The sequence below is a fragment of the Streptomyces sp. MMS24-W38 genome (assembly GCF_059889265.1).
In genome coordinates, this window is the sequence record NZ_JCBCPP010000001.1 from 2,063,902 (window position 1) to 2,083,207 (window position 19,306).

Annotated in this window: 21 protein-coding genes; 9 read left to right on the top strand and 12 right to left on the bottom strand. The window is 68.5% G+C overall.

All coding sequences use genetic code 11. The annotated features are described in order from the left end of the window. Positions 1–57 precede the first annotated feature (57 nt). From AC6F7H_RS08075 to AC6F7H_RS08090, 4 genes are all read right to left on the bottom strand, one after another. Positions 58–285 (bottom strand): DUF7848 domain-containing protein, encoded by a 228-nt coding sequence (locus tag AC6F7H_RS08075; protein WP_500756157.1) that lies wholly within the window; start codon positions 283–285, stop codon positions 58–60. A 294-nt stretch (positions 286–579) separates the two neighbouring features. Then, on the bottom strand, positions 580–1,413 hold the full coding sequence (locus AC6F7H_RS08080; RefSeq protein WP_500756159.1) for a helix-turn-helix domain-containing protein: 834 nt from the start codon (positions 1,411–1,413) through the stop codon (positions 580–582). Further along, positions 1,410–1,925 (bottom strand): DUF6879 family protein, encoded by a 516-nt coding sequence (locus tag AC6F7H_RS08085; protein ID WP_500756160.1) that lies wholly within the window; start codon positions 1,923–1,925, stop codon positions 1,410–1,412. The genes AC6F7H_RS08080 and AC6F7H_RS08085 overlap by 4 nt, the downstream gene beginning before the upstream one ends. Continuing rightward, positions 1,909–2,115, bottom strand: coding sequence for a hypothetical protein (locus tag AC6F7H_RS08090; protein ID WP_500756162.1), 207 nt, complete (start codon positions 2,113–2,115; stop codon positions 1,909–1,911). Before AC6F7H_RS08090 ends, AC6F7H_RS08085 begins: the two co-directional genes overlap by 17 nt. A 288-nt stretch (positions 2,116–2,403) precedes the next feature. On the opposite strand from AC6F7H_RS08090, the gene AC6F7H_RS08095 reads away from it, so the two are divergent. Continuing rightward, entirely contained in the window at positions 2,404–2,715 is a 312-nt protein-coding gene (locus AC6F7H_RS08095; RefSeq protein ID WP_500756163.1) for a hypothetical protein, read from the top strand. Between the two features lie 120 nt (positions 2,716–2,835). Here AC6F7H_RS08095 and AC6F7H_RS08100 read toward each other — a convergent pair whose 3' ends face one another. The 3 genes from AC6F7H_RS08100 to ychF form a co-directional block, all read right to left on the bottom strand. Next, the gene (locus AC6F7H_RS08100) at positions 2,836–3,633 is read right to left on the bottom strand and encodes a hypothetical protein (RefSeq protein WP_500756164.1); all 798 of its coding nucleotides are present in this window, start codon (positions 3,631–3,633) and stop codon (positions 2,836–2,838) included. Between the two features lie 41 nt (positions 3,634–3,674). Next, positions 3,675–4,556: a helix-turn-helix domain-containing protein gene (locus tag AC6F7H_RS08105; protein WP_500756166.1), complete on the bottom strand. Its 882-nt coding sequence runs from the start codon at positions 4,554–4,556 to the stop codon at positions 3,675–3,677. Between the two features lie 423 nt (positions 4,557–4,979). Then, the gene (gene ychF, locus AC6F7H_RS08110; RefSeq protein ID WP_500756168.1) at positions 4,980–6,068 is read right to left on the bottom strand and encodes a redox-regulated ATPase YchF; all 1,089 of its coding nucleotides are present in this window, start codon (positions 6,066–6,068) and stop codon (positions 4,980–4,982) included. A 183-nt stretch (positions 6,069–6,251) separates the two neighbouring features. On the opposite strand from ychF, the gene AC6F7H_RS08115 reads away from it, so the two are divergent. Then, positions 6,252–6,905: a DUF6542 domain-containing protein gene (locus AC6F7H_RS08115; RefSeq protein ID WP_500756169.1), complete on the top strand. Its 654-nt coding sequence runs from the start codon at positions 6,252–6,254 to the stop codon at positions 6,903–6,905. 51 nt (positions 6,906–6,956) lie between these two features. Here the strand turns inward: AC6F7H_RS08115 and ppgK are convergent, their stop codons facing one another. Further along, positions 6,957–7,703, bottom strand: a complete 747-nt coding sequence (gene ppgK, locus AC6F7H_RS08120) for a polyphosphate--glucose phosphotransferase (RefSeq protein ID WP_500756170.1) — start codon at positions 7,701–7,703, stop codon at positions 6,957–6,959. 81 nt (positions 7,704–7,784) lie between these two features. Beyond that, positions 7,785–8,819, bottom strand: a complete 1,035-nt coding sequence (locus AC6F7H_RS08125; protein ID WP_500756171.1) for a 4-hydroxy-3-methylbut-2-enyl diphosphate reductase — start codon at positions 8,817–8,819, stop codon at positions 7,785–7,787. A 138-nt stretch (positions 8,820–8,957) separates the two neighbouring features. Between AC6F7H_RS08125 and xseA the strand changes: the two genes are divergently transcribed. The 3 genes from xseA (at position 8,958) to AC6F7H_RS08140 (ending at position 11,186) form a co-directional block, all read left to right on the top strand. After that, positions 8,958–10,166, top strand: coding sequence for an exodeoxyribonuclease VII large subunit (gene xseA, locus AC6F7H_RS08130; protein WP_109376796.1), 1,209 nt, complete (start codon positions 8,958–8,960; stop codon positions 10,164–10,166). Between the two features lie 9 nt (positions 10,167–10,175). Then, positions 10,176–10,451 carry an exodeoxyribonuclease VII small subunit gene (locus tag AC6F7H_RS08135; protein WP_500756172.1) on the top strand — a complete coding sequence of 92 codons (276 nt, stop codon included), beginning with the start codon at positions 10,176–10,178 and terminating at the stop codon, positions 10,449–10,451. 144 nt (positions 10,452–10,595) lie between these two features. Then, positions 10,596–11,186: a malonic semialdehyde reductase gene (locus AC6F7H_RS08140; RefSeq protein WP_500756173.1), complete on the top strand. Its 591-nt coding sequence runs from the start codon at positions 10,596–10,598 to the stop codon at positions 11,184–11,186. 83 nt (positions 11,187–11,269) lie between these two features. Here the strand turns inward: AC6F7H_RS08140 and AC6F7H_RS08145 are convergent, their stop codons facing one another. Then, the gene (locus tag AC6F7H_RS08145) at positions 11,270–11,803 is read right to left on the bottom strand and encodes a DUF4245 domain-containing protein (RefSeq protein ID WP_500756175.1); all 534 of its coding nucleotides are present in this window, start codon (positions 11,801–11,803) and stop codon (positions 11,270–11,272) included. 123 nt (positions 11,804–11,926) lie between these two features. Between AC6F7H_RS08145 and glpX the strand changes: the two genes are divergently transcribed. Further along, on the top strand, positions 11,927–12,961 hold the full coding sequence (gene glpX / locus AC6F7H_RS08150; protein ID WP_202276488.1) for a class II fructose-bisphosphatase: 1,035 nt from the start codon (positions 11,927–11,929) through the stop codon (positions 12,959–12,961). Positions 12,962–13,051: 90 nt separating this feature from the next. Here the strand turns inward: glpX and AC6F7H_RS08155 are convergent, their stop codons facing one another. Further along, positions 13,052–13,429 carry a WhiB family transcriptional regulator gene (locus tag AC6F7H_RS08155; protein ID WP_500756177.1) on the bottom strand — a complete coding sequence of 126 codons (378 nt, stop codon included), beginning with the start codon at positions 13,427–13,429 and terminating at the stop codon, positions 13,052–13,054. Positions 13,430–13,610: 181 nt separating this feature from the next. Next, positions 13,611–14,300, bottom strand: a complete 690-nt coding sequence (locus tag AC6F7H_RS08160; protein ID WP_500756179.1) for a DUF1707 SHOCT-like domain-containing protein — start codon at positions 14,298–14,300, stop codon at positions 13,611–13,613. A gap of 262 nt (positions 14,301–14,562) precedes the next feature. On the opposite strand from AC6F7H_RS08160, the gene AC6F7H_RS08165 reads away from it, so the two are divergent. From AC6F7H_RS08165 to AC6F7H_RS08175, 3 genes are all read left to right on the top strand, one after another. Further along, complete coding sequence (locus AC6F7H_RS08165; RefSeq protein ID WP_500756180.1) at positions 14,563–16,239, top strand: fumarate hydratase; 1,677 nt, start codon at positions 14,563–14,565, stop codon at positions 16,237–16,239. A 409-nt stretch (positions 16,240–16,648) separates the two neighbouring features. Beyond that, on the top strand, positions 16,649–17,617 hold the full coding sequence (locus AC6F7H_RS08170; RefSeq protein WP_500756182.1) for a M28 family metallopeptidase: 969 nt from the start codon (positions 16,649–16,651) through the stop codon (positions 17,615–17,617). Between the two features lie 247 nt (positions 17,618–17,864). Further along, a complete protein-coding gene (locus AC6F7H_RS08175) occupies positions 17,865–19,268 on the top strand; it encodes a class II fumarate hydratase (RefSeq protein ID WP_109376787.1) in 1,404 nt (467 codons plus the stop codon). Positions 19,269–19,306 lie beyond the last annotated feature (38 nt).

Consider the following 19,306-nt stretch of genomic DNA (forward strand, 5'->3'; position numbering starts at 1 on the left):
GTGTTGAGCGGGAGATTTTGCCCAGCGCGTCACCATCGTGGTGGACATCCAGTCTGGCTACTCGTTCCGGACCACCAGGGCGAAGGAAGTGCAGATGCGGCGGAAGCCACCGTGTCCGGTCCGGCCGGTATGGCTCATGCAATCGACGTCCACCGCGGCCCCGTCCGTCGAAGGGGTGGCCTGCCAACCGCATTCGTACGTCAGACACTCGGCCTCGAAGGTCACGTCAGTGTCCGGGTGTTGCGTGATCTTGTGCTCCACGTAGCGGAGGACTGCTCTGCTCACTCCTCGCCTCCGTGGTCATCGCGGAGATGTGTTCGGAGGACTACGTTCGCATCTGACGCCTTCGAGTAGTCGCCGGCGGATCGGGCATTGGTTCGGGTCAGTGCGATGCTCAGGCAGTCACGGCACCCTGCCATGGGGTCAGGTTCCGGTACCGGGGCAGTCAGGTAAACCGGTTCCCCTTGCGTCGTCTGTGGTCTCATCTTGTGGTGACCTCCCCGCGGCTTCGTCTGTGCCTATGCATGATCCCGTGAAACAGGTCAAGTGCCTCGCCTTATGCACGTGTTGGACTGAAGATCATGAGCGGCAGGCGTTCGACCATTCCGAGAGCCTTCCTCGGGCTTCTTCTCCGAAGAGGGCTAGTTCCTCGTAGGCCGCAAACTCTTCGAGGTACGCCCGTACGTCTCTCGGATCCCGGAAAACCATTGCCCCGGTGGATAGTTCGACCGTGGCCAACCTGTCGCCATAAATAGTGAATGTGTTGAGCGGGTTACCCGGCATTCGGGTATCGAGCGGGATTACACCCAGCCGCACGTTCGGCAGATGAGTAAGTGATGTCAGTCGGTCAAGCTGTATGGCCATGGCGTCGGGCGGCAGGAACGGTGACCGTGCCGCCTGCTCGGTGAGAACGAAGGTGAATTTCTTTGACCGGTCGTAGAGAACTTCTTGTCTCTCTAGCTTCTTGGCTATCGCCTTGCTGTGGTCACCAGGAACATGGGAAAGACTGGCCCGGATGTACTCCGGGGTGGACAGCAAACCGGTGATCATGGAGAGGAGGAAGAAACGGAACTCCGCGGAAGATGCTTCGAGGCCGGCCAGTTCGAATTGCTTAGTGTGCAACCCCTTGCGGCGGAGCGACCGCGAGTCCTGCCATTCGGTGTTCGCAATACGGGTCAGTGCGGTTACTTCTGCCACCAGCGCCGGCGGGGCGTCCAGAGCCCGCAAGATCTGTTCAACGTCCACCAGGGACGGCCGTACCTTGCCGTTCTCGATGCGGCTCACCTTGGACTGAGACATGTTGCAACGTGCAGCAAGCCGGACTCCTGAGAGCTCGGCCCGCTTACGTAGGTCTCGAAGCATCGCGGCCAGCTCTTGCCCTGACTGGCCTAGCTGCTCTGGTTCGAACGTCAACCCTTCACGTACTCCAGGAACGGCACCGACTCAGCAAGTGCGATGCGCTGATACTCCACGAACGGCGCTGGATCACCCTCGTGCAACTCTCGGCTGATCTGCGTTCCGTCCGCCTGATAGTGCATGAGGACCACCCTGGATTTGTCGAACATCCAGAAGTCTTCGACGCCCTCCAGTGGGTTGGCCCTGTCTGACACGTCAAGGATTCGGATTTCTTCCCCACCGAGTACGTGGGGCGCGTAGTAGCGAGAGAACTCGAATTGCAGATACTCAGAGAGCGGTCGGCGCACGATGTGAACGCGACCCTTGCACTTCCCCTCACCGCGGAGCCTCTTCAGGTCTTCCACGTACGGGGATGTGTAGGTTTCCGGGTCGACTCGTTTCCCGGCCCGGAAGGCTTCGATCTCGCCGGCCTCTTGTGGAACGAGATACTGAGGCAGGGTCTCAAGCCTCCAGGCTTCCGCCTGGAAGTGTCTGAGAGTCTTCCGCCATTCTTCACCATCCAAGAGCACGGACGGCCTCCCGAAGAACGTTCTCGGGGATCTCCACCAAGCCCTCTCCCTGGGGTGGGATGAAGGCTTCGGATACGTCGCCCTGGACGACGAATGTTCCTCGCTCCGTGCGGTACACGTTCGGGCAGTCGTTCTCTCCACACTCCCCATTTCCGTTTCCGGTAAGGCGAGTCAGTTCCTCGCGTGCCATGCGAAACCCCCTGAGTCGTTGCCCTGGTTGGAGCGTCGCCTACGACGGTACGAGGCCCATGCACGGCCGTCTATGCGCTCAGGCGACTATGCGCGTGTTCGCATAAACCCAGGGTCGTACACGGGCCTCACAAGGCCCCTGAGGGGCCCTCAGGCGGTCCGGGGACGTGCCGAGGGAAGGGGCGCCGCCTTCACGAGGCCCCCCTTCTCGCTCACGGATCAACCACATATGATCAACTCACATCACCCATGGGGGGTAAATATGCGAAGAGTCATAGGTCGAGTCGTTATGCCGGTCGTCGTCATCGGCATGGTCAGCATCGTCGCCACAGGCTGCGGCAGCGGAGGGGGTATCGACACCTCGTCATCCGAATACAAGTCCGGCTACTACGATGCTGGTCACTGGTCTTTCGTCATGCAGGACCCGGCTACGGCCCTGCACGATTGCGAAGCGGGAGTGGCGCATGACTCGGTACTCTCCCAGTTGAGAGCGGAAGCCGCGGGCTGGGACGATGGGCAGTTGGTTGCCTGGTCTCAAGGGTGTGTCGCTGCGCTTCGGGACCGAGGAATGAACATTCCCATACAGTCCTGGGAGCAGTGATGACCGGAGAGTTACGGCAGGCAGACCCCGTAACGCAGAAGGCCCCCGGCCAGAAGGCCGGGGGCAATTTATTTCCATCTCTCAGCCCGAGGTAGACCCCCTACCTCAGATGTAGGGCTGTCAGGCAGTGGCGAACAGAGCGCCGGCCGCGTGCTGTTCCGCGGGCTTGTGGCGGTAGTAGGTGGCCGGGGAGATCCCCAGGAACTCACAGACGCGGGCCACGGTCGGCTTCTCGCCGCTCTCCCTGGCCAGCCTCTCGCGGGCTTCCTCGATGTCCTGCCCGGTCACCCGGGTACCGGTGCGCTTCCTCGGAGTCATGTCCGCCTCGATGCGGTCAATGGTCACCGCAGCTACCTCGGCAGCCTCGCCGGCCTGCAACTCAAGATGCTTGGCCACGCCCAGGAGGGCGACGGTCCGAGAGATGAGAGACCTTCCCTCATGGTCGACCAAGGCCATGAACAACTGAGAGTTGGTTTCTCTCAGCTCCTCCAGCTCCTCAGAGGCCGACTTCACCTGAGAGGGAGTCTCCGCCATGTGGACGAGGTGACCGATCACCAGGGGCGGGACGCAGGAGACCGCCACGGTGAGGAACGCCGAGCCGGCCATGTAGGTCTGCTCGATCAGGTGAGAGATGGACTGCGCCGACATGGCCAGCACCAGGGCGGCCAGGGCGCCTATAAGGGCAGTCGCCTGCCCGGGGAGTCTCATCTTCCTTCGGTACGTGGCAATGGCGCCAGCCGAGAGCGCGTAGACGCTCAGGCAGATAGGCATGGCCGGCGCGTAGTGCTCCGACCAGCCCGCCGTCTTGGCGAGGGAGATTTCGCCGGGGATGGACAGGTACAGCGCCGCAAGGCAGGCCGCGGGGAGGGCGACGCGAAGAACGGCCTTGATGTACCAGGGCATGGCTGAAGTAGGCATGGGAGTCCTCTCAATCGAGGGAAGGTAAAGGGGTTCTCAGCTCAGAGGGAGAGCTGGAGCTCAACGCCGAGGAAACCGGCAGCACGGTCCATCTCGTCCTTGCAGTTGCGGCAGATGCCGCCCTGGTGGCCGAGAGGGAACGTGGCCTCGCAGACCTCGCAGTAAGTCCGCTTGACGGGCTGCGAGGGCGCCACGGGGGTCTGAGGGGCAGACCTCTCCGGGGTGAAGGTCTTCAGGCGGTGAGAGATCAGGCCAGGGACAGAGCTGATCTCCTCAGGGAGGCGAGACGTGAGGCACTGAAGGATCTCGTCGTTGCTGTACGCCTCACGCAGCCACGGCACGACCTTGGGGGCCAGGCGCTCGATCTCCTGATCCGAGAGAGGCAGGCTCTTGTGCAGGCTCAGCCGCTCCAGGATGCGGCGGGCTTCACGGGCCATCTTGCGGTTGATCTTGGTGAGGAAGGAGTTCTCCCCCTCCCCACCGTTCTCGGTGCCCTCAGACGGCCGCACAGCGGCCTGAGCCTGAGCAGACTCCTGGGGTGGGGTGGTGTCTTTCTTGCTCTCTGTCTTACTCCCTATGGGAGAACCGCCGACGGCCTGACCAGTCGGACCACCGACCGTCGACATGCGGTCAGTCGGGGAGACCTGAGAGTCCGGGGTGTCCGTGACGGTCGTGATGGTGACCCACCGACCGGTCTCCGGGTCCTGGACCTTGGCGCGCTTGACGTAGCCAGCCTCGATCAGCTCGTTCATCGCCTTCGAGACAGAACGCCGGCCGTTGGGGAGCTGAGCCGCAATCCTCTCGACCGTTGCGCCCGAACCATCGGGGAGGGAGAGGAGACGAACGAGGAGGCCGACGGCCTCAAGGGAGAGGTTCCCGTGCCTCGCTATGGCGTTTGGGACCTGGACGTACTCACGCGCCAAGCGCGTACGATAAACCCGCATCTGAAGCTAAGCCCTTCAGGTGTGTAGTAGCGCCCGGCTGCAACCGGGCCTGCTGTTGCCCCTCAGGGATTCCCGTCCCTGGGGGGTCTTTGTTGTGCGGGGAAACTTACAGGACGTTATGACAAACGTCCAACATCGTCACTCTCGGTAACAACCGTCGGCGACCTTCAAGGTGCGCCGACACTTCGGAGGACGCCTCGTCGACGCTTGAATCTCTGCCGGAAGAAACCCCTGATCAGAGCGATCCGGGCTCAGCCGAGGAGTCACCACCCAGTCACCACAGGAACGCGTAACAACCGGTTTCAACGGGGATGAACGAGGAGAGGCCAGATCCGAAGATCTGGCCTCTGACCTGGGCTTATATGCCTTGACCAGCCCTCTTAGCGATCAAGGGAAATCACCCTACACGTTGAAGCGGAACTCCACCACGTCGCCGTCCTGCATCACGTAGTCCTTGCCCTCCATGCGGGCCTTGCCCTTGGCGCGGGCCTCGGTGACCGAGCCGGTTTCGACGAGGTCCGCGAAGGAGATGACCTCCGCCTTGATGAAGCCCTTCTGGAAGTCGGTGTGGATGACTCCGGCGGCCTCGGGGGCGGTGGCGCCGCGCTTGATGGTCCAGGCGCGGGACTCCTTCGGGCCGGCCGTGAGGTACGTCTGCAGGCCGAGGGTGTTGAAGCCGACGCGGGCGAGGGTGGCGAGACCGGGTTCCTCGGCGCCGACCGACTCCAGCAGCTCCATCGCGTCCTCCTCGTCCAGCTCGGCGAGGTCCGCCTCCAGCTTGGCGTTGAGGAAGATCGCCTCGGCGGGGGCGACCAGGGCGCGCTGCTCGTTCTTGAAGTCCTCGTCGGTCAGCTCGTCCTCGTCGACGTTGAAGACGTAGAGGAAGGGCTTGGTGGTGAGCAGGTGCAGGTCGTGCAGGAGCTCGTCGCGCTCGCTGCCCTGGAGGATGCCGTGCGCGAAGAGCGTGTCGCCCTTCTCCAGGATCTCCTTGGCCTCCTCGACCGCCTTGACCTTGGGCGCGACGTCCTTCTTGATCCGCGACTCCTTCTGCAGGCGCGGCAGGACCTTCTCGATGGTCTGCAGGTCGGCGAGGATCAGCTCGGTGTTGATCGTCTCGATGTCGTCCTTCGGCGAGACCTTGCCGTCGACGTGGACGACGTTCTCGTCCTTGAAGGCGCGGATGACCTGGCAGATCGCGTCGGACTCGCGGATGTTCGCCAGGAACTTGTTGCCGAGTCCCTCGCCCTCGCTGGCGCCGCGCACGATGCCCGCGATGTCGACGAAGTCGACCGTCGCCGGGAGGATCCGCTGGGAGCCGAAGATCTCCGCGAGCTTCGTCAGGCGGGCGTCGGGCACGCCGACCACGCCGACGTTCGGCTCGATGGTGGCGAACGGGTAGTTGGCCGCCAGCACGTCGTTCTTGGTCAGGGCGTTGAACAGGGTCGACTTGCCGACATTCGGCAGGCCGACGATTCCGATCGTGAGCGACACGTTGCGACTTCCCGTACGTGAGGTTGGGGGACTGAGGCCCCGCCGACTGGGCTGCGTGGGCCGATCCACCAGTCTACGGCGTACCCGCCCCCGCCCCGGCGATCCGTCGAACGTCTGGACGGTCTTCGCTTCCCGGCGTGTCTGACGGGCTATTCAGCACATAAACAGACCTAAGTTGATCCAGTGGAGCAACACAGGACGCGACCCGCCCGGTACGGACCGCGACGCGACAGGCCGCCCCGGCCGCCGCTGCCCCCGCAGGCGGGGCGGGCACCCGGGGGCGGGGTCGCGCGGTCCGCCCGTCCCGCCGCCCGCCCGGCGCCGGGTCGGCCGGTGCCAGGTCGCCCGGCGCCGGACCGGCCGGTGCCGGACCGGCCGGTGCCGGACCGGCCGGCCCGGGTGCGGCGGCCCGCTCCCCCTGCCGCCCGGCACCTGCCGAACCCCCGGCTCACCGGGCTGGGCGGAGGCCTGTTCTGCGGGTTCGTGATGCTGACGCTCGGGTTCCTCGTCGCGCTGCTGTTCGGGTCGGTCCAGACCCTGTACGGCGTTCTGTTCCTGCCGGTGTGCGTGCTGACGGCGCTGTGGGTGCGCGAGGGGGATCTGCTCACCGCGCCCGTGATCGTCCCGATCGCCTTCGCCCTGGGGCTGCTCCCCCTGGTCGACGACGGCGGGAGCGGCGGCTGGCTGATGGGCATGGTGACCGGCCTCGCCACCCAGGCCGGCTGGCTGTACGGGGGCACCCTCGTCGCCGGTGCGATCGTGCTCGGCCGGAGGATGCGCACGGTCCGCGTGATCAACCGCCGGGCCGCCGCCGCCCGGAGCCGTCTCCGGGCCTGAGCGGCTCCCGGGTCCGGAGCCTACTCCGGGCCTGATCCGTCGGGCGTCGCGTCACATGCCCGTGGCCGCCCGCATCGCCGCCCCGACGATGCCCGCGTTGTTCTGCAGCTGCGCCGGGACGATCTCGGCCTTGATGCCGTGGATGTGGTGCAGGAACCTGTCGGACTTGCGGCTGACGCCGCCGCCGATGACGAAGAGCTCCGGCGAGAACAGCATCTCCACATGGGCCAGGTACTTCTGCACCCGGCGCGCCCAGTGCTCCCACGTCAGGTTGTGGTCCTCCTTGGCCTTGCTGGAGGCACGCTTCTCCGCCTCGTGGCCGTTCAGCTCCAGATGGCCGAGCTCCGTGTTGGGGACGAGGAGGCCGTCCACGAACACGGCGCTGCCGATCCCCGTGCCGAAGGTCAGCAGGACGACCGTGCCCCGGCGGCCCCGGCCGGCGCCGAAGTGCACCTCGGCGATGCCCGCAGCGTCCGCGTCGTTGACCACCGTCACGGGCATGCCGCCGAGACGGTCGCCGAGCAGCATGCGCGCGTCGGTGTCGACCCAGCCCTTGTCGACGTTGGCCGCCGAACGGACCGTGCTGCCGTCGGTGACCACACCGGGGAAGGTGACCCCGACCGGCCCGGACCAGCCGAAGTGGTCGACGACCTCCTTGACACCGTCGGCCACCGCGTCCGGCGTCGACGGCTGCGGGGTGAGGACCTTGTGGCGCTCCTGCGCGAGGTCCCCCTTGTCCAGGTCGACCGGGGCACCCTTGATGCCGGAACCGCCGATGTCCACACCGAAGATCTGCATGAACCTACGGTATGCCGGACGGCGGACGGTCACCGAACCGGATACCGCCGCCCCCCGGAACCCTCCGAAACCTTCACGGGGTCACCCCGCGGGGTTCGCCTCCGGCTCGTCCGACCCGGTGCCGCCGCGCTCCGCCACCAGCGCCGCCGCCTCCTCGCGCAGGTCGCGGCGCAGCTCCTTCGGCAGCGAGAAGATGATGGACTCCTCGGCGGCCTTGACGATCTCGACGTCCTCGAAGCCGCGCTGCGCGAGCCATTCCAGGACCTGCTCGACCAGCACCTCCGGCACCGAGGCGCCCGAGGTCAGGCCGACCGTGGAGACGCCCTCCAGCCAGGCCTCGTCGATCTCGTCGGCGAAGTCCACCAGGTACGCCGCGCGGGCGCCCGCGAGCTTGGCGACCTCGACCAGCCGCTTGGAGTTGGAGGAGTTGCGCGAGCCGACCACGATCACCAGGTCCGCCTCGGCGCCCATCTGCTTGACCGCGAGCTGACGGTTCTGCGTGGCGTAGCAGATGTCGTCGCTGGGCGGGGAGATCAGCTGGGGGAACTTGTCCTTGAGCGCGTCGACGGTCTCCATGGTCTCGTCGACGGAGAGCGTGGTCTGGGAGAGCCAGACCACCTTCGACGGGTCGCGGACCTCGACCTCGGCGACGTCCTCGGGGCCGTCGACGAGCTGGATGTGGTCGGGTGCCTCACCGGAGGTGCCGATGACCTCCTCGTGGCCCTCGTGCCCGATCAGGAGGATGTCGTAGTCCTCCTTGGCGAACCGGACCGCTTCCTTGTGCACCTTGGTGACCAGCGGGCAGGTCGCGTCGATGGTGGCGAGCCGGCCGCGCTCGGCCTCCTCGTGGACCACGGGGGCCACGCCGTGCGCGGAGAACATGACGATGTTGCCCGGGGGGACCTCCTCCGTCTGCTCGACGAAGACGGCGCCCTTCTTCTCCAGGGTCTGCACGACGTACTTGTTGTGCACGATCTCGTGCCGGACGTAGACGGGGGCCCCGTACTGCTCGAGGGCCTTCTCGACGGCGATCACGGCGCGGTCCACGCCCGCGCAGTAGCCCCGGGGGGCGGCGAGCAGGACACGGCGGCCAGGCGAAGCGGTCATGCGTCCCATCGTAAGGGCCACGCCCGGCGGGCCGGTGATCGCGTCCGGGAAGCGGTGCGGGCCGGTGGACGCCGGTGGACGGGAGCGTCTGCGTTGCCGGCGGGTGAGAGGGCCTGGGTTGTCGGTGGCGCCCACTACTCTCGCGGCATGGCTCTCAACACGTCTGCGGAAGCGCCCATCCCGGTCGGTGAGGTGTCGCGGCTCATCGGGGGGTGGATCGACCGGCTCGGCGCGGTGTGGGTCGAGGGGCAGATCACCCAGTTGTCGCGGCGTCCGGGCGCCGGGATGGTGTTCCTGACGCTGCGGGACGCCTCGTACGACGTCTCCGTCGGCGTCACCTGCTACCGGCAGGTGTTCGACGCCGTCGCCGACGTCGTGAGCGAGGGCGCGCGCGTCGTGGTGCACTGCAAGCCCGAGTGGTACGCCCCGCGCGGGCAGCTGTCGCTGCGGGCCGCCGAGATCAGGCCGGTCGGGGTCGGGGAGCTGCTCGCCCGGCTGGAGCAGCTGAAGAAGTCCCTCGCCCGGGAGGGTCTTTTCGCGCCGGAGCTGAAGAAGCCGCTGCCGTTCCTGCCGCGGCTGATCGGGCTGGTCTGCGGACGCGCCTCGGCCGCCGAGCGGGACGTGCTGGAGAACGCCCGACGCCGCTGGCCCGCCGTCCGCTTCGAGGTGCGCAACGTCGCCGTGCAGGGAGTGCACGCGGTGCCGCAGGTCGTCCAGGCCGTGAAGGAGCTGGACGCGGTCGACGAGGTGGACGTGATCGTCGTCGCGCGGGGCGGGGGCAGCGTGGAGGACCTGCTGCCGTTCTCCGACGAGCAGCTGGTGCGGGCGGTGGCGGCCTGCCGTACGCCGGTCGTCTCCGCGATCGGGCACGAGCCGGACAGCCCGCTCCTGGACCATGTCGCCGACGTGCGGGCCTCCACCCCGACGGACGCCGCCAAGAAGGTCGTCCCGGACGTGGGCGAGGAGTACGAGCGGGTGCGGCTGCTGCGCGACCGCGCGCGGCGCTGCGTCCAGGCGTTCGTCGACCGGGAGGAGCGGGGGCTGGCCCACGCCCTGGCCCGGCCGTCGATCGAGGATCCGTACCGGATGGTCGACGCGCGGGCCGAGGAGGTCACGGCGCTGCTCGACCGGGCCCGGCGCTGCCTGCGGCACCAGCTGGACCGGATCGACTCCGAACTGACGCACACGCACGCGCGCGTGGTGGCCCTGTCCCCCGCCGCGACGCTCGAGCGCGGGTACGCCGTGCTGCAGCGGGCCGACGGGCACGCGGTGCGCGATCCGGGCGAGGTGGAGCCCGGTGAGGCGTTGCGGGCACGGGTGTCCGAGGGTGAGTTCACTGTCCGAGTCGATGCGTAGGGTGGGCGGATGACCAGCAAGAAGGACCAGTCGACGGCGGCCTCGGCCGAGGCCGAGGCGCTCGGTTACGAGCAGGCGCGGGACGAGTTGATCGAGGTCGTACGCCGCCTGGAGACGGGCGGTACGACGCTGGAGGAGTCGCTCGCGCTCTGGGAGCGGGGCGAGGAGCTGGCCAAGGTGTGCCGGCGCCGGCTGGACGGGGCGCGGGCCCGGCTGGACGCGGCGCTCGCGGAGGAGACCAAGAACGAGGGCTCCGAGGGCTCCGGGCGGGGAGGCGCCGGCTGACCGCGGCCGTGAAGTGGGTCATCGGGTTCCGCACTTATTTGAAAGTTGAACTTCATTGGCGTAGCGTCGTTCCCGTCAGCCGATACGTGGCACCCCCACGGACTTGGCTCACGGATCCGACGTATATCCCGAGAAGGTTCCCCCATGTCTCTCGTTCTTGACCCCGCCGCCCAGGACCTGCTGTTCCGCGAGGCGCGCACCGCCAACACGTTCACCGACGAGCCGGTGACCGACGAGCAGATTCAGGCGATCTACGACCTGGTCAAGTACGGCCCGACCTCCATGAACCAGTCGCCGCTGCGCGTCACCCTGGTCCGCTCCCCCGAGGCCCGCGAGCGCCTCGTCCAGCACATGGCCGAGGGCAACGCGACCAAGACGGCCGCCGCCCCGCTGGTCGCCATCCTTTCCGCGGACAACGAGTTCCACGAGGAGCTGCCGCAGCTCTTCCCGCACTTCCCCGGGGCCAAGGACATGTTCGCCGGCGACCGCTCGATGCGGGAGGGCCAGGCCTCCCTGAACGCCGCCCTGCAGGCCGCGTACTTCATCGTCGGCGTCCGCGCCGCGGGTCTGGCCGCCGGACCGATGACCGGATGCGACTTCGAGGGCATCCGCAAGGAGTTCCTCGACGACGACCACACCCCGCTGATGGTCGTCAACATCGGCCGTCCCGGCGAGAACGCCTGGTTCCCGCGCGGCCCGCGCCTGGAGTACGACAAGGTCGTCACCACCGTCTGATCGTCGCCTCGCGGCATACGGCAGGACCCCCCGACACGACGTGTCGGGGGGTCCTGCCGTATGCGCCTGCCGTCGCGAACCGGTCAGTCGGCGGATCCGGTGCGCAGGGCCTCGGCCATCCGCGTCAGCTGGTCGAAGGAGGCCGTGCCCGTCACCACCGTGGTCGAGCCCTCGGGGTCCTCGTGCACCAGCGCGTCGTAGTGATCGCCCTCGTACCGGGTCCAGGTCCTGCCGTCGATCTGCTGGGTGGTCCCGGTCTTCTCCGCGCCCTGGGTCGCGTCCTCGATGAAGACCACCGGCTTCTCGGTGGACTGCTCGACCGCCACGTACTCCCCGTCGGGGGCCCGGTAACCGAGGTGCCAGGACTCGGAATCCTCGCGCCGGAAGCGGACGGAGGTGGGCTTCCACGCCTCGGGCAGCCCCTCGGGCGCGGCCACCGCGTAGGAGGCGGCGCGGCGCGCGGTCAGCAGGTCGACCCGGTAGTCGACCCGCCTGAGATCGGGCTCCGAGTCGTCGTGCGGGATGAACAGCCAGATCACTCCCGCGACGAGCAAGATGAGACCCAGGGAGAGAACCATGTCCCGGGCCGATTTCTGCGTGCTGTTCGTTCCTGCCACGCCCCTATCGTCGCAGGTGCCCGTCGCGCTCATCCGTGGGGTCCCCTGCTCATTTTGTCATCCCGGCGCTAGAGTCAACCCATACCCTCATCCGGCCGTCGTCGTACAGAAAGGTGCGCTCCGATGACCGAGCACCATCAATTGCCGTCCGAGCTCGATGTGCCCTCCGAAGCTCCCGACCGCAACCTCGCCCTGGAACTCGTCCGGGTCACCGAGGCAGCGGCGATGGCCGCGGGGCGCTGGGTAGGACGGGGCGACAAGAACGGCGCCGACGGTGCCGCGGTACGCGCCATGCGCACGCTCGTCTCCACCGTCTCGATGAACGGCGTCGTCGTCATCGGCGAGGGCGAGAAGGACGAGGCCCCGATGCTCTTCAACGGGGAGCGCGTGGGCGACGGGACGGGGCCCGAGTGCGACATCGCCGTCGACCCGATCGACGGCACCACGCTGACCGCGAAGGGCATGACCAACGCGATCGCCGTGCTCGCCGCCGCCGAACGCGGTTCGATGTTCGACCCGTCCGCGGTGTTCTACATGGACAAGCTGGTCACCGGGCCCGAGGCGGCCGACTTCGTCGACATCGACGCGCCGGTGTCCGTGAACATCCGCCGGGTCGCCAAGGCCAAGCGGGTCACGCCCGAGGACGTCACCGTGGTGATCCTCGACCGGCCGCGGCACGACGGCATCATCAAGGAGATCCGGGAGACCGGGGCGCGCATCAAGCTGATCTCCGACGGCGACGTGGCCGGCTCGATCCTCGCCCTGCGCGAGGGCACCGGCATCGACCTGCTGCTCGGCATCGGCGGCACCCCCGAGGGCATCATCTCGGCCTGTGCCGTGAAGTGCCTCGGCGGCACCCTCCAGGGCAAGCTGTGGCCGCAGGACGACGCGGAGCGGCAGCGCGCGATCGACGCGGGGCACGACCTCGACCGGGTGCTGACCGACGCCGACCTGGTCACCGGGGAGAACGTCTTCTTCGTGGCCACCGGAATCACCGACGGCGAGCTGCTGCGCGGGGTGCGCTACCGCCCCGAGACCGCCACGACCGACTCCATCGTGATGCGCTCCAAGTCCGGCACGGTCCGCCGGATCGACTCCGAGCACCGGCTGAGCAAGCTGCGCGCCTACAGTGCGGTGGATTTCGACCGGGCGAGGTAGCTCCCGCCGGGTTCGCCGGAGGACGTGCGGGTGACCCACGGGTGTGCGGTCCGTGGGTCACCGTGGGTCTGCCTCGTCGAACGGTGCGCCTCAGCCGGCCGCCGCTATGGATCCCGTCGTGCGCGCCGCCTTCTGCAGTTCCAGGTCGCGGCGGCGGCGCCGGGCCAGGACCACCCGGCGCTCGGCGGCGGTCAGGCCGCCCCAGACGCCGTAGGGCTCGGGCTGGAGCAGGGCGTGCTCCCGGCACTCGACCATCACCGGGCAGCGGCCACAGACCCGCTTGGCGGCCTCCTCGCGGGAGAGCCGGGCGGCCGTGGGTTCCTTCGAGGGGGCGAAGAACAGCCCTGCCTCGTCACGCCGGCACACCGCCTCGGTGTGCCAGGGCGTGTCCTGATCCCTGTCTCGCGTCGGCACCCGCCGGGCCGGAACGGCAGCTACCTGCAGGGACGAATGCAGCGGTTGCGGCACGGGTCTACTCCTGACGACGGCTTCGCGAGCGAGAGACGATGCAGCAAGGCCTACCCGCTGTGCGCACGCCTATGCACTGAGTTCCGAACCGCGGCTTCCGGCACCGGAATTCGGCACGGACCGCCTCCGCTCCCCGCGGACGCGGCACCTTCGCCCACCCCGCCGCACGAGCGCCGGAGCGTCAGCGGTCCAGGCCCTTGCGCTTGTCCACCGAGCGCTGCACCCGGTCGAGGATGTCCGCCACCAGCTTGCCCCGCTTGGGCCGCGCCTCGATATTGCCCAGCACCGACCAGCCGTCCACGTAGACCACCGGGGCCTCGGGGTCCTCCGCGTCCAGCGAGGCGACCTCGAAGTTGCCGAGCACGCCACCGCCCACACCGCGCAGCGACACGTTCTGCGGGACGCGGACCTCGACGTTGCCGAAGACCGAGAAGGCCTTGATCACGACCTGCTGGTGGTCGAAGAGCGCCTCGCTGAGGTCTATCTCGACGTTGCCGAAGACCGCGTACACGTGGATGCGGCGACCGGCCCGCCAGCGGCCCTTGCGGGTGGCGGAACTGAAGACCGCCACCACGTTCTCGTCGGGGTCCGTCGGGATGGCGCCGGCGGTGGGGCGGCTCGGCGCCGAGGCATGGACCGCGCGCCCCTGATGAGCGGCCGGCAGATCCCGGACGAACACCTCGAGCTCCCCGGCCGTCTTGGCGGCCAGCACGCCCTCGACACGCTCCGCGTGCTCGTCGGCGGTCAGCCGGCCCTCCGCGAGGGCCTCGCGCAGGAGGTCGGCGATGCGGTCGCGGTCCGCGTCCGAGACGCGCAGGTCGGCGGCCGGCGCGGTGCCGCCCTGGGGCTGGGCATGCTTCTGAAGGTCCACGGCAGCAGCGTACCCAAACGCGATAGATCGCGACCAGCCCCTGTCGGGAACTACTCGTGAACGAGTCCGGAACCCGTCGAAAACCTCTCCGCGCCCCCTGAGGACCCGTCACCCCCCCCTGAAAACCCGTCCACGGACCTGTCGGGAGCTTCGGAAACCACTGAGGACAACCTCACAAGCCCACCCGCGGCGACAGGCCATACGCTGGTGAGCGCCCGCCAACGGAGGCGGGCGGCCGTCTGTCGAGTGAGGAATGGGCGAGATGCCTGAGTTCGAGTACGCCGATCTGCTCCCCATGGGAGAGGACACCACCCCCTACCGGCTGGTGACCTCCGAAGGTGTCTCCACCTTCGAGGCCGACGGACGGACCTTCCTCAAGGTGGAGCCGGATGCGCTGCGCAAGCTCGCCGAAGAGGCCATCCGCGACATCCAGCACTACCTGCGCCCCGCGCACCTCACCCAGCTGCGCCGCATCATCGACGACCCCGAGGCCTCGTCCAACGACAAGTTCGTCGCCCTGGACCTGCTGAAGAACGCCAACATCGCGGCGGCCGGCGTGCTCCCCATGTGCCAGGACACCGGCACCGCGATCGTCATGGGCAAGCGCGGTCAGAATGTCCTCACCGAGGGCGGCGACGAGGAGGCCCTGTCCCGGGGCGTCTACGACGCCTACCAGAAGCTCAACCTGCGCTACTCCCAGATGGCGCCGCTGACCATGTGGGAGGAGAAGAACACCGGCTCCAACCTCCCCGCCCAGATCGAGCTCTACGCCACCGACGGCGACGCCTACAAGTTCCTGTTCATGGCCAAGGGCGGCGGCTCCGCCAACAAGAGCTTCCTCTACCAGGAGACCAAGGCCGTCCTGAACGAGACCTCCATGATGAAGTTCCTGGAGGAGAAGATCCGTTCGCTCGGCACGGCCGCCTGCCCGCCGTACCACCTGGCGATCGTCGTCGGCGGTACGTCCGCCGAGTACGCGCTGAAGACCGCGAAGTACGCCTCCGCGCACTACCTCGACGAGATCCCCACCGAGGGCTCCCCGCTGGGCCACGGCTTCCGGGACAAGGAGCTGGAGCAGAAGGTCTTCGAGCTGACGCAGAAGATCGGCATCGGCGCGCAGTTCGGCGGCAAGTACTTCTGCCACGACGTCCGCGTGGTCCGCCTGCCGCGGCACGGCGCGTCCTGCCCGGTCGCCATCGCCGTCTCCTGCTCCGCCGACCGCCAGGCCGTCGCGAAGATCACCGCCGAGGGCGTCTTCCTGGAGCAGCTGGAGAAGGACCCCGCGCGGTTCCTGCCCGAGACGACGGACGAGCAGCTGGAGTCGGACGCAAGCAACTCGGACGTCGTCAAGGTCGACCTGAACCAGCCGATGGACGCCATCCTGGCGGAGCTCACCAAGTACCCGGTCAAGACCCGGCTCTCGCTCACCGGCCCGCTGGTGGTGGCCCGCGACATCGCGCACGCCAAGATCAAGGAGCGGCTGGACGCGGGCGAGGGGATGCCGCAGTACCTCAAGGACCACCCGGTGTACTACGCCGGTCCGGCCAAGACGCCCGAGGGTTACGCGTCCGGCTCCTTCGGCCCGACGACGGCCGGCCGCATGGACTCCTACGTCGAGCAGTTCCAGGCGGCCGGCGGCTCCAAGGTGATGCTGGCCAAGGGCAACCGCAGCAAGCAGGTCACCGACGCGTGCGAGGCGCACGGCGGCTTCTACCTCGGCTCGATCGGCGGCCCGGCCGCCCGGCTCGCCCAGGACTGCATCAAGAAGGTCGAGGTCCTGGAGTACGAGGAGCTCGGCATGGAGGCGGTCTGGAAGATCGAGGTCGAGGACTTCCCGGCGTTCGTGGTCGTCGACGACAAGGGCAACGACTTCTTCCAGGACCCGGCGCCGGCGCCGACGTTCACGACGATTCCGGTGCGGGGGCCGGGGCTGGCGTAGTGCCCCGGGGGCGGCGGTCGAGGGTTTCGACTCCCGCCGCCCCTTCCCTTCCCGTCTCCGAGGCCGCGCCCCGGGCCCCCTCGGGCCCTGAACGGGTCCCGCCCCGAACGCCGGACGGGCAGCGGCGGCCCACCACCCGCAGTTCGCCCCCGACCGGCCGGGACAGCTCGACACCGACCGTGCCCCCACGGTGGATTCCGGCCCCGGAAACGCCCGTGGGGGCTGCTGCGGGGTTCCGCGTGCCCGGATAACGGACGTCGCGTTCCTTTTTTGGACAACCTGCCCGCACGGGCCCCATTTCCGTTGACTCCCTCAACTTCCACTGTGAGTCTTCTCGCCAATCTGACATGCACACGCTATGCCGGACTCCCTGTGGCCCACCCCACGGCCACTTCCCGAAGGAGACAGTGTGAGACGACGATTCGCCGTGGCGAGCTTCTCCCTCGCCGTCGTGCTCGGCTGCGGAACACTCCCCGCCGCGGCCGCCGCTCCCGCGGACACGAGCCGGTCCGCCCTCGCCGCGGACGCGCTCGCCGCGCCCGACGTCGACGTGACGAAGGTGCAGGCGCACCTGAGCGAGCTCAGCGCCATCGCCGGCCGCAACGGCGGCAACCGCCGCTCCACCACCCAGGGGTACCGCGACTCCGTCGCCTACGTGAAGGGCAAGCTGCAGGCGGCCGGTTACACCGTCACCGAGCAGCCCTGCACCTCCGGCTGCACCAGCGGAGCGGGCCCCAACCTGATCGCCGAGTGGCCGCGGGGCGACGCGAACAACGTCTACGTGTTCGGCGCCCACCTCGACGGCGTCTCGGCGGGCCCCGGCATGAACGACAACGGTTCCGGCTCGGCCGCACTCCTGGAGAACGCCCTGACCCTGGCCCAGCAGAACCCGACCATGCGCAACCGGGTCCGCTTCGCCTGGTGGACCGACGAGGAGCAGGGCCTCAACGGCTCGAAGTTCTACGTCCGTTCGCTGTCCTCCACCCAGCGCTCCCAGATCCGGGCATACTACAACTTCGACATGGTCGCCTCGACCAACGGCGGCTACTTCATCAACCACATCACCTCGTCGGCCGCCGCGCCGATGAAGGCGTACTGGGACTCGCTGGGCCTGCGGCCCGAGGAGAACACCGAGGGCGCGGGGCGCAGCGACGACTACCCCTTCGAGCAGGCCGGCATCCCCACCTCCGGCTACGCGATGGGCGCCAGTGCCCGCAAGACGTCCGCGCAGGCCGCCAAATGGGGCGGCACGGCCGGTTCCGCCTACGACCCCTGCTACCACCGGTCCTGCGACACCCTCACCAACATCAACACCACCGGCCTGAACCGCGCGGCCGACGGCATCGCCCACACCCTCTGGCAGCAGGCCGTCTCGTGAAGCCGGGACACCGCCGGGTGGCCGTCTCCCCGCGGCCGGTGAGAGCGCGTCCCCGCGGACGGGTCCGCTGACCGGCGACGCGTGCCTCCGCGCACCTGGTCGGCGCCGACCTCCACGCGGTACTCCGCCCCGCCGCCCCCTCGCGGCGGGGCGGAGTCCGTTCCGGGTACCCGCGCGCGATGCTGGCAAGGGGCCGGCAGGAATACCCCCGGCCCGCACCACTGCTGTGACCTTCGGAGGTACGACGATGACGACCACGGACGACAACCGGCACTACCGCATCGAGCACGACTCCATGGGGGAGGTGAAGGTACCGGCCGACGCCAAGTGGCGGGCGCAGACACAGCGGGCCGTGGAGAACTTCCCCGTCTCCGGGCAGCGCATCGAACGCGCCCACATCGAGGCCCTCGCCCGGATCAAGGGCGCCGCCGCGAAGGTGAACGCGGACCTCGGGGTGCTGGACGAGGACATCGCCGAGGCGATCGGCGCGGCGGCCGGTGAGGTCGCCGAGGGCACCTGGGACGAGCACTTCCCGGTCGACGTGTTCCAGACGGGCTCGGGCACCTCGTCCAACATGAACACCAACGAGGTCATCGCCACCCTGGCGACCGAGCGGCTCGGGCGGGCCGTGCACCCCAACGACCACGTCAACGCCTCCCAGTCGTCCAACGACGTCTTCCCGTCCTCGATCCACATCGCCGCCACCGCCGCCGTCACCCGGGACCTCGTGCCGGCCCTGGAGCACCTCGCGGCCTCGCTGGAGCGCAAGGCCGAGGAGTTCGCCGACGTGGTGAAGTCCGGGCGGACGCACCTCATGGACGCCACGCCCGTGACCCTGGGGCAGGAGTTCGGCGGGTACGCCGCCCAGATGCGGTACGGGGTGGAGCGGCTGCGCGCCTCCCTGCCCCGGCTGGCCGAACTGCCCCTCGGCGGGACCGCCGTCGGCACCGGCATCAACACCCCGCCCGGGTTCTCGGCCGCCGTCATCGAGGAGGTCGCCCGGGTCACCGGGCTGCCGCTGACCGAGGCCCGCGACCACTTCGAGGCGCAGGGCGCCCGGGACGGGATCGTGGAGACCAGCGGTCAGCTGCGCACGATCGCCGTCGGGCTGACGAAGATCGCCAACGATCTGCGCTGGATGGCCTCCGGTCCCCGCACCGGCCTCGCCGAGATCGCCCTGCCCGATCTGCAGCCCGGCTCCTCGATCATGCCCGGCAAGGTCAACCCGGTCGTCCCGGAGGCCGTCCTCATGGTCTGCGCACAGGTCATGGGCAACGACGCGGCGGTCGCCACCGCGGGCGCCTCCGGCAACTTCGAGCTCAACGTGATGCTGCCGGTCATCGCGAAGAACACCCTGGAGTCGATCCGGCTGCTCGCCAACGCCTCCCGGCTGCTCGCCGACCGTACCGTCGACGGGATCGTCGCCGACCGCGAGCGGGCCCGCGAGTACGCCGAGTCCTCCCCCTCCGTGGTCACCCCGCTCAACAGGTACATCGGCTACGAGGAGGCCGCGAAGGTCGCCAAGAAGGCGCTGGCGGAGCGGAGGACCATCCGCCAGGTGGTCCTGGAGAGCGGGTACGTCGAGCGCGGCGACCTCACCCTGGAGCAGTTGGACGAGGCCCTGGACGTCCTGCGGATGACGCGCCCCTGAAACCGTGCGGCTCAGATGTGTGCCCCCGTCACGTCCCT